Consider the following 13,816-nt stretch of genomic DNA (forward strand, 5'->3'; position numbering starts at 1 on the left):
AAACAGATTGCACGTAAAATAGGGTTTTCTTGACTATATAAGTATAAAACCATTCCGGGCTTTTAGCGATAAACTGTATAATTGAGATAAGGTTTTTGCTTTCACAAATTCGCAGCTTATAAAAGGACATGTAACTCTCTTATTTTGTATAGCATCAAACAAATTAAATTATTTAGCTGATAATGAATACGCTTGTACAGGCTGTTATTTAGAACAGCTTAATTTTATTTAATCTAAATAGTTTATTAATTTTGCAGGCTCAATAAGCTGTTATCGTATTTTTTTACCGGTAACAAAATCAATGAACCTTAATGATTATCACTTGTTAGGGGGGTAAACACTTAGAGTAAATTATGGCACACGATAAAGATCAAATATTAGAAGAGGTTACAGCCAACGAATATAAATATGGTTTCACAACCGACATTGAAACGGATACCATACCCAAAGGTTTGAATGAGGATGTGGTGCGCATCATATCGGCCAAAAAAAATGAGCCGGAATGGATGTTGGAATACAGACTGACAGCCTTTGCGCATTGGAAAACAATGGAGCATCCTAATTGGGCAAAGCTTAATATACCTGAAATAGATTTTCAGGATATAATATATTACGCTGCCCCAAAGCAAAAGCCTAAACTGGATAGCATGGACCAAGTGGATCCGGAATTAAGAGCCACTTTCGAAAAATTGGGCATACCACTAAATGAGCAAAAAGTACTCGCAGGGGTTGCCGTTGATGCGGTAATGGATAGTGTTTCTGTAACTACAACTTTTAAAGAAACATTAGCCGAAAAAGGAATTATATTCTGCAGTTTTAGTGAGGCTGTGCAGGAATACCCGGATTTGGTAAAAAAATATATGGGTACAGTAGTACCTTATACCGATAATTTTTTCGCGGCCCTTAATAATGCGGTATTTAGCGATGGCTCATTTGCGTATATTCCCAAAGGGGTACGCTGCCCTATTGAATTATCTACTTATTTTAGGATAAACGCCATGAATACCGGGCAATTTGAACGTACCCTGATAGTGGCCGAAGAAGATAGCTATGTGAGCTACCTCGAAGGATGTACAGCTCCGCAGCGCGATGAAAATCAACTCCACGCTGCTATTGTGGAGATAGTGGCCATGCAACGTGCCGAAGTAAAGTATTCGACAGTACAAAATTGGTATCCGGGCGATAAAGATGGTAAGGGGGGCATTTACAATTTTGTCACTAAACGCGCCTTGTGTAAAGGAGATTATTCAAAAGTATTGTGGACACAGGTTGAAACCGGATCGGCCATTACATGGAAATACCCAAGCTGTATTTTACTGGGCGATCACTCCGAAGGGAAGTTTTATTCGGTGGCGGTAACCAACAATCATCAGCAAGCCGATACGGGAACTAAGATGATTCATGTGGGTAAAAATACACGCAGTTTAATTGTGTCTAAGGGTGTGTCTGCCGGGAAAAGCCAAAATAGCTATCGTGGTTTGGTAAGAGTAAATAAAAGGGCAGAGAATGCACGTAACTTTTCGCAATGCGATTCCTTGCTCATGGGCGATAAATGCGGTGCGCACACCTTTCCGTATCTCGAAATTAATAATAGCACGGCGGTAGTGGAGCACGAAGCCACCACCTCAAAAATTGGTGAAGATCAAATATTTTATTGCAATACCAGGGGACTATCTACCGAACAGGCAGTAGGATTAATCGTTAACGGGTATGTTAAAGAGGTGATTAACCAATTACCCATGGAGTTTGCCGTGGAGGCGCAAAAGTTATTGCAAATAAGTTTAGAGGGAAGTGTCGGTTAATTCACTAACAAAAAAGGCTATGCCTACTCTTTATAGATTAGGATAGCGCAATTGCTTCTTTCTAATAATCTTAATTTATGTAATTATAATCAATCAAATAATAGCGAATAGCAAACATCCTGACAAGCCCTGTTTATAACTGACGACTTACATCGTAACCTACAGGTTTTATCATGATATATAATACGCGATACTAATAAATTAAACAAATGCTGGAAATACAAAATTTACACGCCAAAATAGATAATAAAGAAATATTAAGGGGAATCAACTTAACGGTTAAGCCGGGTGAGATTCATGCCATCATGGGGCCCAACGGATCAGGTAAAAGTACCTTGGCATCCGTTTTGGCAGGTAGTGAGGTTTTTGAGGTGTCGGATGGATCGGCCGCTTTTTATGGTAAAGACCTTTTGGATATGGCGCCGGAAGACAGAGCCCGCGAGGGTTTGTTTTACAGCTTTCAGTACCCTGTTGAGATACCGGGCGTGAGCATGGTTAACTTCATGCGTACCTCCGTCAACGAGCACCGCAAATACAATAACTTAAAACCCTATACGGCCAGCGAGTTTTTAAAACTCATGCGCGAAAAAAAGAAACTGGTGGAGATAGATTCAAACCTGACCAACCGATCGGTTAACGAAGGATTTTCGGGTGGAGAGAAAAAGAAAAATGAGATTTTTCAGATGGCCATGCTGCAACCCAAAGTAGCCATATTGGACGAAACAGATTCAGGATTGGATATCGATGCTTTGCGTATAGTGGCCAATGGAGTAAATAAACTAAAATCGAAGGATACAGCCACCATTATCATCACCCATTATCAGCGACTGCTCGATTATATAGTTCCTGATCATGTGCATGTACTGCACAACGGTAGAATCGTTAAATCGGCAGGTAAAGAATTGGCTTTGGAACTGGAAGAGAAGGGTTACGAATGGATCAAAAAAGAGTTTGAAGATTAAGGGTATTTCAATAAGGGTGAGCGATGCGCTGCATCCTGTTTGACAGGGCTTTACGTTTTCAGAAAATCAAAAAAAAGTTTTACAATGAGCATGGTGGGTACAGATATAAAATCAGATACAAAATCAGAAGTAAAGTATACGACGCTTTTTTCTGATAATAGGGAGGTGCTGGACAGTCAGGTCTCCGATACTATCGCTTCGCAACGCGATGAATCAATTCATTTATTCCAGAAGCAAGGAATTCCAACAAAAAAAGTGGAGAATTATAAATATACCAATATGCTCCCTCTTTTTGACGATAATTACACCTTCGATTTTGAGCATATCGTGTTCAAACAGGATCTCTCCCAAATTTTCAGATGCGATATTCACGACCTGGAAGCCACAACAGTTTACCTGGTCAACGGGTGGTATTATCGCCAAAACCAACTCCCAACTATGCTGCCCGAGGGTGTTTTGATGGGTAGCCTGGCAGAATATTCTAAATCTCATCCCGAAATTTTTGAGGCACATTACAACCAATACGCCAAAAACGAAGAGGACAGTCTGGTGGCCCTGAACACCTCTTTTGCCCAGGACGGATTTTTTATTTACATCCCCAAAGGTACGGTGATCGAAAAACCCATACAAATTGTTAATATCATGCATTCCGATGCTGATTTAATGGCCTTTCCTCGTAATTTGGTTATTCTGGAAGAGAATGCGCAAGCAAAAATTTTGATGTGTGAGCATACGGCTGCCGATTACAAATATTTACTTTCGGGAGTTACGGAAGTTTTTGTTGATAAAAATGCCGTTTTCGACATTTACAATATACAAAACCAACACAACCTTACCACAAACATATCGTCAATTTTTATTAAGCAAAAGCAACACTCCAGTGTTTTAACCCATAATCTCACATTGCATACAGGGGTTACACGTAATAACATCCATGTTCACATGGACGATGAACATTGCGAAGCGTATGTTTATGGATTATATATATCCGATAAAAACCAGCATGTCGATAACTTTTCATATATCGACCACGCCAAACCCAATTGTTATAGCGAAGAGTTATTTAAAGGGGTGCTGGACGATTCTGCCTCAGCCGCGTTTGCCGGAAAAATAATGGTGCGTCCGGATGCACAAAAAACAAACGCTTTCCAGCGTAACGATAACTTGTTGCTTACGGATACCGCTAAAATGAATACCAAGCCCATGTTGGAGATTTATGCCGACGACGTAAAGTGTTCGCATGGTGCTACGGTGGGGCAACTGGATAATAATGCCCTGTTTTATCTTCGCTCAAGAGGGATTGGTAGCGAAGAAGCGCGTATCCTGCTCATGTATGCCTTTGCGTACGAGGCGTTGGAAAAAGTAAGGGTGGTAGCGGTTCGCGACCAGATTAAAAATTTGGTGGAAGCGGTGTTTAGAGGGGAGTTAAACAAATGCGACTCCTGTGTTTTGTGCGATAAAGAAGCCGAGCCGGGATATTCCTGCATATAACTAGATTCATAATTTAGATAAATGAAGCCTACAACAATGGCATTGAACATATCAAACATACGTGAGCAATTTCCAATACTGGAAAGCCTTATATATGGAAAGCCTCTTGCCTATTTCGACAATGCGGCAACCATGCACAAACCCGGAAGGGTGGTTAGTAAGGTAAATGAAGTGTACGAAAAGCTCAACAGTAATATACATAGAGGAGTTCATTTTTTGAGCAATGAGGCAACTACTGCTTACGAGGAAGCACGCAAAAAGGTGCAAGTGTTTGTAAATGCTGCTCATACACATGAAGTGATTTTTACTTCCGGCGCAACCGGTGCTATCAACCTGCTGGCTAATTCATTCGGCGAAAGCTATATAAAACCGGGCGACGAAATTATTATTTCGGCCATGGAGCATCACTCCAATATTGTGCCCTGGCAAATGATGTGTAAACGACGCAAAGCTATTTTGAAGGTGATACCCATCAACCAAAAAGGCGAAATTAGGCTGGATGAGTTTGAGAAATTACTTACGCCACAAACAAAGTTGGTTGCCGTAACCTATGTTTCTAATGCTTTGGGTAGTATAAATCCAATAGCCCGGATGGTAAAAAAAACCCATGCCAATGGATCTATGATTATGGTGGATGCGGCGCAGGCGGTTCAGCATATTAGGGTAGATGTTCAAGCATTGGACCTGGATTTTATGGTGTTCTCCGGTCATAAGATCTACGGACCTACCGGTACCGGAGTGCTTTACGGAAAGCAAAAGCTACTGAATGAGATGGAGCCTTGGCAAGGGGGCGGGGAGATGATAAAGTCCGTTACCTTTGAGGAAACCACCTACAACGAGCTCCCTTTTAAATTTGAAGCGGGTACACCTAATATTGCCGGGTGCATTGGCTTAGGCGAAGCCATTGATTTTGTTACGGAATTAGGGATAGAAAATATACAAAAATACGAAGATGATTTGCTCAATTATGCCACGGAAGAATTGATGAAAATACCGGGTATGAGAATTATAGGCACGGCAGATAAAAAGGCCAGCGTAATCTCGTTTCTGGTAGGCGAAATTCATCCGTTCGATTTGGGTACCCTACTCGATAAAATGGGACTTGCCGTGCGTACCGGACACCACTGTGCCCAGCCCATCATGGATTATTATGGTATCCCGGGTACACTTAGGGCTTCATTTGCAGTGTATAATACCAAAGACGAAATAGATCGCTTAGTTACGGGAATAAACAAGGTGGCTCAGATGTTAGGGTAAGGAATGAATGAGGCAATGCCCAGGATGCTTTTGTTGCATAATGGTATTGTACAGTGCTTGAAAGGTATATGTGCATGTTTTATAAATAGACACGGACAATGACAATTGAAAAAATACAAAACGAGATAGTAGAAGAATTTGGCGCTTTTGACGAATGGATGGACAAGTATGCCTACCTAATAGAATTGGGTAATGATTTGGAACCCTTCGACGACAAATATAGAGTGCAACAAAATGTTTTGGACGGATGCCAGTCCAAAGTATGGCTACATGCCTGGATGGATGACGGTAAAGTGTATTACATGGGCGATAGCGATGCCATTATTGTTAAGGGTATTGTTGCCCTGATGATAAGGGCACTGTCGGGGCAGGAACCGCAGGATATTATTAACAGCGACCTTTCCTTTATCGACCGTATTGGACTGAAAGAACACCTTTCGCCAACCCGCTCTAACGGTTTGTTGGCCATGATCAAACAAATGCGGCTTTTTGCTATTGCCTTTAAGGCGCAGCAGGCGTAAATTGTAAGACGGTTAGGTAAGAGATAGTCAAAAGAAGAATTTTAACCGATTATCTAACGGTCCGTTATCTCAAAATTAAAAAAAATATGGACAACGAATTTTTATCAAAAGAAGAAGAAATTGTTAATGCCCTAAAAACCATATACGATCCGGAAATTCCGGTAAACATATATGATTTAGGACTTATTTACGAAGTAAATGTTAACAAGGAAGGGAAGGCTGTTGTGGTGATGACATTAACCTCGCCCAATTGCCCTGTTGCAGAATCGATGCCCGAAGAGGTGTTTGAAAAAGTGAGCGACGTGGATGGAATAACTCATGTTGACGTAAATCTTACTTTTGATCCTCCATGGACAAAAGACATGCTCTCAGAAGAAGCTATGTTAGAGCTTGGTTTGCTGTAGTACCATACAGATAGTTGTTTTAATAAGCGATAAGGCTTGTGCTAATAGTTATTTTATGGTGCCAGCCTTTGTGCATACGTAAACTTTATTGCTTAAATATTAAATGTGCAACTGCTAAAAACGGCATACAGCGATCTGATAAGGCAAAAAGCCCTTGAGTTGGGTTTTGATGCATGTGGCTTCGCTAAGGCAGAGGAGCTGGTTCCCGAAAAAGAGATTTTAAGCGATTGGTTATCAAATCAAATGCACGGTAACATGCATTATATGGCCAATCATTTCGATAAAAGGGTGGATCCGTCTAAATTGGTTGAAGGAGCCAAAACGGTTATCGTACTACTATCCAATTATACCCCCAAAATAAAACAGAGCGATCCGGAAGCTCCTATAATTGCCCGTTATGCCTTTGGGAAGGATTATCACTTTGTGATAAAAGACCAACTCAAAACATTGTTCGGTTATATTCAGGAAGAGATATATCCATCCCTAGAAGGACGCTATTTTGTTGATTCGGCCCCGGTATTGGAGCGCAGTCTGGCGGCAAGAGCCGGACTGGGTTGGATTGGCAAAAACACACACCTTATCCATAAAAAATTAGGGAGCTATGTTTTTATATCAGAGCTCATCGTTAACCTGGATTTACCCAAGGGCGAACCGATAAAAGATGCCTGTGGAGGATGTACCCGATGTATAGATGCTTGTCCTACTGAGGCACTACTGCCAGGGCGCACCCTCGATGCCCGAAAATGCATTTCTTATCTCACCATCGAAAATAAGGAGGCAATTCCCGAGCACTTTGTGGGGAAGATGGAAAATCGCGTTTTTGGTTGCGATATATGTCAGGAGGTCTGCCCCTGGACATGGAAATCCAGACCTCATGTCAACGAAAACATGCAGCCCGTCGCTAAAGTGATGCAACTCACCAAAAAGCAATGGCAGCATCTTAGTCAGGAAGAGTTTTCTGCAGTGTTCAGTAAATCAGCTGTTAAGCGGGCTAAGTTCTCCGGATTAAGACGAAATATCGATTTTCTCTTGTCAAAAAGCATAAAATAGATTGAAACTTTCTGAGCCTATTGTCGTATTTTTGCACTCTCTTACAAAACAGTTAGGGGCGAATGACAATGAGCAAGTTCAGAACCGAGATTAAACCTCAGCCGTACCGAAATAAAATAGAACCGTGTACAAAGGTAATGTTCCTGGGATCCTGTTTTGCAAACAATATGGGAAGCAAGTTTTCTGAGTGTAAGCTGGGGAACTTGATAAATCCTTTTGGTGTTATTTATAATCCTATTAGCGTCGGAAATTCCCTTTCATCAATAATCCATAAAAAAGTATATTCAGACACGGATCTTCAAAATTATAATAATCGATGGCTGAGTTTTGACCATCACAGTTCGTTTTCAGACAGTAATAAATCCAAATGTTTGAAAAAAATAAATGAAAGTATTCAGGAGGCTGCTGAATTTTTAAAAGAATGTGAGTTTGTTTTTTTCACTTTTGGTACTGCATGGGTGTATCAATTAAAGGAAACAAATCAAGTCGTGTCTAATTGTCATAAATATCCTGACCGATGTTTTAACAGATATTTATTATCCATTGACGAAGTAGTGGATAAATACAAAACATTAATGAAACAACTCCGGGCATTCAATCCTGACATAAAAGTTATTTTTACGTTAAGCCCGGTTCGCCACTGGAAAGATGGAGCGCATGAAAATCAGATTAGTAAATCAATCCTTATGCTGGCGATTGATCGCCTTTGTACGCTGTTTGATAACTGTGATTACTTTCCGGCCTACGAGTTGCTGCTGGACGATTTAAGAGATTACAGGTTTTATGCAGACGATATGTTACATCCCTCTGCGTCGGCAATAACCTATATATGGGAAAAGTTTGAAGATTGTTTTTTCTCGGTTAATACCTTGGAATATAAAAAGGAGATGCTTAAATTAACAAAAGCTTTAAATCATACACCCTTTGATGTAAAATCAGTGTCGCATCAGGTTTTTCTGAAAAAGCAATTAAAAAAAATAGAGGAGTATATTTCAAGATATCCCCATATCGATTTCACGAAGGATTTAGCTACGGTTAAAAGTCAAATTACCTAATTTATATAATCAATTTATTTAATTAACTTGAAATTTTGATATTATAAAGGGTTTTACCTTTTCTCTTATCGTTTTTGTTGCTATATTAACAGACGTAAGTACTGGCTTAAAATAGGATTATGCCTGTTTTAACAAATTTATGATACAGATTTTCATTCAACTTATTTATTGTGCAATTAACCTAATTACCCAATGTCCTATTTAACTTTTAAAAAATCCCAATTAATTAATTTGGAGCAGTCGCTTTATAAAGAGATACTCCGCACTAACCGGGCGGGTTCGTATTCCAGCTCAAGTATTGTAGGTTGTAACACCAGAAAGTACCATGGTTTATTGGTGTGCCCAATTCCCGAGTTTGACATGACACGTCACGTGCTCTTAAGTACTTTGGATGCCACTATTGTACAACACGAAAAAGAGTTTAATCTGGGGATACACAAGTACCAGGGGAACAGATATGAGCCCAAAGGGCACAAATATATTCGGGAGCTGGAATTTGAAGCCATACCCCGCAAAGTATATCGTGTGGGGGAAGTAGTATTAGCCGTTGAAGAATTACTTGTGCAGAAAGAAGAGCAGATATTAATCAAATATACCTTTTTGGAAGGTAATACCGATATTCTCTTAAAGCTCAAACCTTTTTTGGCAAATAGGAGCGTGCATGATTTAACGCATCAAAATCTTGATGCCAATACAAAATATGATGCTATCCCAAACGGTATTGGCATACAAATGTACCAGAAGTTACCCCGCTTGTTTTTACAGGTTTCAAAAGCCTGCGAATTTGTGGCAGTGCCTCACTGGAATAAAGGTGTGGAGTATTTTAAAGAAGAACGCAGAGGCTACGAATATAGCGAAGACTTGTATGTGCCGGGTTATTTTGAGGTCACTTTAAAGCCAGGAGAGAGCGTCTTTGTTTCTGCATCTACAAAGGAGCAAAAACCTGCTGAAATCAATGCTATATTTAATAAGGAAGTTGAGCGAAGGATCCCGCGCGACAGCATGTACAATAGCCTGCTGAATTCAGCATCGCAGTTTTTCTTGCAAAAAGGTGGCGAAACAACTATAGTAGCGGGTTATCATTGGTATAAAAAACGCTTGCGCGATAAGCTGATATCGGCTCCCGCCTTAACTGAGGCATTGGGAGAACACGACTTATTCCATCGGGTGTTGGATACTTCGGCCAAGGAAATTAAGGCTATTTTAACCAACAAAAATAATAGCCATATACAGGAAGTAGATACCCCATTGTGGCTGTTCTGGACTTTGCAGCAATGCTGGAAGAAAGCCTGCATCAACGACTTTTGGCGTAAATACAGCGATTTATTAGTGTCTATCATACACGCCTATACGAACGACAGGTTCGAAAATGTTACGCTGCTGGAAAACGGACTGATCTATGCCGCGGACGAAAAACGACCGCTCACCTGGATGAATGGAATAAGTGATGACAAACCGGTAACACCGCGAAATGGGGCGTGTGTAGAGGTAAATGCACTATGGTACAATGCTTTATGCTTGATATTAGAATTGGCCGAAAAAGATAAGAATAAAAAACTTGTGCAGGAAATAGAGCCTTTAAAAGAGAAAGTGAAACAATCTTTTGTCGATGTGTTTTGGAACGAAGAGGAAGGTTGTTTGAATGATGTGGTGGATGGAGATTTTATAGATGCCTCAGTAAGACCCAATCAGGTTTTTACCACTGCTTTTGAATACTCCCCTTTGAGTAAGGAACAAAAGAAACAAGTTATCGACGTTATCAAAAAACAATTGGTCACACCCAAGGGCCTGCGAACACTATCGCCTTCCGATCCTAAATATTTAGGGACAAGTGTTGGTAAAGCAAGTGTGCGGGAATTCAGCGTGCACCAGGGCGCTGCATGGCCCTGGTTGGTTTCGTTTTATGCCGAGGGTTACCTTAAGCTGCATAAGCAGGGCGGGCTGAGTCATATTAAACGTTTGGTAGAAAATTTTGAAGAGGAAATGATACAGCATTGTATCGGCACCTTGTCTGAATATTACGACGGTAACCCACCACATATAGGAAAGGGCGCAGTGAGCATGGCCTGGAATGTGGCCGGAGTTCTTAAAATACTAACACTAATCGAAAAATATAACTAATGAGGGTATTAATGTTTGGCTGGGAGTTCCCACCCCATATTAGCGGTGGCCTTGGAACAGCATGCTACGGATTAACAAGAGGTTTGTCGCACGTTGAAGATTTAGACGTTTTGTTTGTGGTGCCCAAAGCACACGGCGATGAAGACCAAAGCAGTATTAAATTGTTGGGTGCCAACAACGTATCTATCCGTCAACGCAAAATTGATCTGAAGAAGTTTCAAAAGGAAATGGACTACATAGAAGTGGATACCCATATTATACCCTATGTAGATCCCGAGGATTATTGGAAAATGACAAAAGTAAAGGTTGATGGCGAAAAAAAGATTGTACAAACCGACGAAGAAGGAAGAATAGCTTTCTCAGGTAAGTATGGCAGCGACCTTTTGCAGGAGATTGCCAATTACGGGCTGGTGGCCAGTGTGATTGCACAAGATAACGAATTTGATGTGATACATGCACACGATTGGCTGGCCTATCCCGCCGGAATTGCTGCTAAGGAAGCATCAGGTAAACCTTTGGTGGTACATGTTCATGCCACCGACTTCGACCGGAGTGGCGGTAGTGTTAATCCTACCGTATTCGAAATCGAAAAAAGAGGATTGGACGCTGCCGATAAAGTGATTACCGTAAGTAATCTAACCCGGACTATCGTAATTGAAAAATATGGTGTAAACCCTGACAAGGTGGTTACCGTGTACAATGCCGTGGAACCAAAGGATATGGGAACCGAATTACCCTTTAAAAAGAACAAAGACGAAAAAATTGTTACTTTTTTAGGAAGAATTACAATGCAAAAAGGACCGGAATATTTTGTGGAAGCCGCTTATCGCGTTCTGCAAAAAATGGACAACGTACGCTTTGTGATGGCAGGCAGCGGCGATTTGATGGAAAAGATGATTCGAAGGGCTGCTGAACTGAAAATAACCGACAAATTTCACTTTACAGGTTTTCTTAAGGGGGAGGATGTTTTTACCATGCTGCGCATGAGCGACTTATATGTTATGCCATCGGTTTCAGAACCGTTCGGTATATCACCTTTAGAAGCCATGCAGAGCAACGTGCCCGTACTTATCTCGTACCAATCGGGGGTAGCCGAGATATTAAACCATGCCATTAAAACTAATTTCTGGGACATAGAGGCCATGGCAGATGCTATTTATGGCGTATTGAAATACCCTTCGTTATCAACAATGTTTATCCATCATGGTAAGAGTGAGGTCGAATCGCTGAAGTGGGAAGATTCCGCTCTAAAGGTAAAAGAAGTATATGATTCCGTAGCTCAAATAAAAAATATCTAACCAAAAAATCTACAAGCGCATGAAAACTATTTGCTTATATTTCCAAGTTCATCAGCCATTTCGTTTTCGCCGTTATCGCTTTTTTGATATTGGTAACGACCATTATTATTACGACGATTATAGCAACGAGAGCATGTTGGCAAAGATTTCTGAAAAAAGCTATTTGCCTACCAACGATATATTACTTAAGCTCTTAAAAGCCAATAAAGGCAAGTTTAAGGTCGCTTTTTCATTGTCGGGTCTGGTTATCAAACAATTTCAATTGTACGCCCCGGAAGTGATTGAAAGCTTTCAACGGCTTGCCGATACCGGTTATGTTGAGTTTTTGGCGGAAACAAATTGCCACTCATTGGTTGCCTTAAAGGATAAAACTGAATTTGAACGTCAGGTTAAAGCGCACAGCACCACCATTAAGGAGCTTTTTAATCAGGAACCTACGGTATTTAGAAATACGGAACTCATTTATTCGGACGAGATGGGGGACATGGTAAATAAAATGGGTTACAAAGCGATGCTCACCGAAGGTGCAAAGCACGTGTTGGGATGGAAAAGTCCTAACTATCTTTATTGCAATGATATTAATCCAAAGTTAAAAGTGCTGCTCAATAATTTTAACCTGAGCGATGATATAGCCTTCCGTTTTGGTAATCAGTCATGGAATGAGTGGCCCCTTACGGCAGAAAAATATGCCCAATGGCTCTTGGATTTAGATCCTAAATCGGAAGTAATCAACTTGTTTATGAACTACGAAACTTTTGGCGAACACCAATGGAAAGAGACCGGAATATTTGAGTTCTTGCAAAGCTTACCCGGCGAAATACTCAAACACAAGGAGCTTTCTTTTTCTACCCCGTCTGAGGTAGTAGAAAAGCTTCAGCCTATATCACCCATTAGTGTTCCGCATCCCATCTCGTGGGCCGACGAAGAGCGTGACCTTACAGCCTGGCTCGGTAACGAAATGCAAGAGGAAGCATTCAATAAGTTGTACAAGCTGCTGCCCAAAATACAAAAATGTTCGGACCCCAAACTCTGTGACGACTGGCTTTACCTGCAAGCCAGCGATCATTTTTATTACATGTGTACCAAATATTTTTCCGATGGCGACGTACATGCTTATTTTAACCCATATGAATCGCCCTATCAGGCTTTTATTAATTATATGAACGTTTTGAGTGACTTTAGCTTGAGGTTGAATGCGGCCGTACCCGAAAATACGCAAGAAGAATCTATCTCCAACCTCACTAATATGTTAAAAGAAAGAGAAGATAAAATAGCGGAATTGGAGCAAAGTCTAAAAAAACTCAGAGCTAAAAAAACAAAGAAACAAAACATCGTTTAACCATACCTTAAGCATGTTATTACAATTGTGCTTTACGTAGTATTGTCAAACCTATTTAACAATAAATATCATGAGTATCAAAAAACAATTTTTAAAGAGTAAACCAGAATGTAAGGTTACCTTCAAATTTGTGAAGAAAGCCGACTTAAAACCAAAGACAGTAAAAGTGATTGGTGATTTTAACAATTGGGACGAGAATGCGGAACCAATGAAAGCGTTAAAATCAGGTGACTTCACGCAAACAATCAACCTAAGCACTAATGCACAATATCAATTTAGGTATTTGGTTGACGGTAGCCAGTGGTATAACGATGAGCAAGCCGATGGATATAAAGATGCGGGTTTAGGTAACTCCGAGCAAAACAGCGTTTTACATCTTTAACAAACGATTGCTCTACCTTAGCCTTTTTCAAAAAACATAATACTTTTTTGTTTGCCTAAAGGTAGATTAGAACAAAAAGCGCAAAAATAAACGTATGTTTATTTAGTATTGCGCTTTTTATGTGAACATACCAA

Annotated in this window: 12 protein-coding genes; all 12 read left to right on the forward strand. The window is 40.4% G+C overall.

What is annotated here, in order from left to right; translation table 11 throughout:
* Positions 1 to 353 precede the first annotated feature (353 nt).
* A complete protein-coding gene (sufB, locus tag FN809_RS06190; protein ID WP_142532621.1) occupies positions 354 to 1,802 on the forward strand; it encodes a Fe-S cluster assembly protein SufB in 1,449 nt (482 codons plus the stop codon).
* 209 nt (positions 1,803 to 2,011) lie between these two features.
* Entirely contained in the window at positions 2,012 to 2,764 is a 753-nt protein-coding gene (gene sufC / locus FN809_RS06195; RefSeq protein ID WP_142532622.1) for a Fe-S cluster assembly ATPase SufC, read from the forward strand.
* Positions 2,765 to 2,854: 90 nt separating this feature from the next.
* Positions 2,855 to 4,255 carry a Fe-S cluster assembly protein SufD gene (gene sufD / locus FN809_RS06200; protein WP_142532623.1) on the forward strand — a complete coding sequence of 467 codons (1,401 nt, stop codon included), beginning with the start codon at positions 2,855 to 2,857 and terminating at the stop codon, positions 4,253 to 4,255.
* Positions 4,256 to 4,276: 21 nt separating this feature from the next.
* Positions 4,277 to 5,512: an aminotransferase class V-fold PLP-dependent enzyme gene (locus FN809_RS06205; RefSeq protein ID WP_317131254.1), complete on the forward strand. Its 1,236-nt coding sequence runs from the start codon at positions 4,277 to 4,279 to the stop codon at positions 5,510 to 5,512.
* A gap of 98 nt (positions 5,513 to 5,610) precedes the next feature.
* Positions 5,611 to 6,033, forward strand: a complete 423-nt coding sequence (locus FN809_RS06210; protein ID WP_142532624.1) for a SufE family protein — start codon at positions 5,611 to 5,613, stop codon at positions 6,031 to 6,033.
* Between the two features lie 86 nt (positions 6,034 to 6,119).
* Positions 6,120 to 6,437 carry an SUF system Fe-S cluster assembly protein gene (locus FN809_RS06215; protein ID WP_142532625.1) on the forward strand — a complete coding sequence of 106 codons (318 nt, stop codon included), beginning with the start codon at positions 6,120 to 6,122 and terminating at the stop codon, positions 6,435 to 6,437.
* A 105-nt stretch (positions 6,438 to 6,542) separates the two neighbouring features.
* Positions 6,543 to 7,487 (forward strand): tRNA epoxyqueuosine(34) reductase QueG, encoded by a 945-nt coding sequence (gene queG, locus FN809_RS06220; protein ID WP_142532626.1) that lies wholly within the window; start codon positions 6,543 to 6,545, stop codon positions 7,485 to 7,487.
* Between the two features lie 137 nt (positions 7,488 to 7,624).
* On the forward strand, positions 7,625 to 8,542 hold the full coding sequence (locus FN809_RS06225) for a GSCFA domain-containing protein (protein ID WP_262709415.1): 918 nt from the start codon (positions 7,625 to 7,627) through the stop codon (positions 8,540 to 8,542).
* A 192-nt stretch (positions 8,543 to 8,734) separates the two neighbouring features.
* Positions 8,735 to 10,663, forward strand: coding sequence for an amylo-alpha-1,6-glucosidase (locus tag FN809_RS06230; protein ID WP_142532628.1), 1,929 nt, complete (start codon positions 8,735 to 8,737; stop codon positions 10,661 to 10,663).
* The gene (locus tag FN809_RS06235) at positions 10,663 to 11,961 is read left to right on the forward strand and encodes a glycosyltransferase (RefSeq protein ID WP_142532629.1); all 1,299 of its coding nucleotides are present in this window, start codon (positions 10,663 to 10,665) and stop codon (positions 11,959 to 11,961) included. The genes FN809_RS06230 and FN809_RS06235 overlap by 1 nt, the downstream gene beginning before the upstream one ends.
* 19 nt (positions 11,962 to 11,980) lie before the next feature.
* On the forward strand, positions 11,981 to 13,300 hold the full coding sequence (locus FN809_RS06240; protein WP_142532630.1) for a glycoside hydrolase family 57 protein: 1,320 nt from the start codon (positions 11,981 to 11,983) through the stop codon (positions 13,298 to 13,300).
* 70 nt (positions 13,301 to 13,370) lie between these two features.
* Complete coding sequence (locus tag FN809_RS06245; RefSeq protein WP_142532631.1) at positions 13,371 to 13,682, forward strand: isoamylase early set domain-containing protein; 312 nt, start codon at positions 13,371 to 13,373, stop codon at positions 13,680 to 13,682.
* Positions 13,683 to 13,816: the final 134 nt, after the last annotated feature.

This window comes from Saccharicrinis carchari, from assembly GCF_900182605.1.
In the GTDB taxonomy this organism is placed as follows: Bacteria; Bacteroidota; Bacteroidia; order Bacteroidales; family Marinilabiliaceae; genus Saccharicrinis; species Saccharicrinis carchari.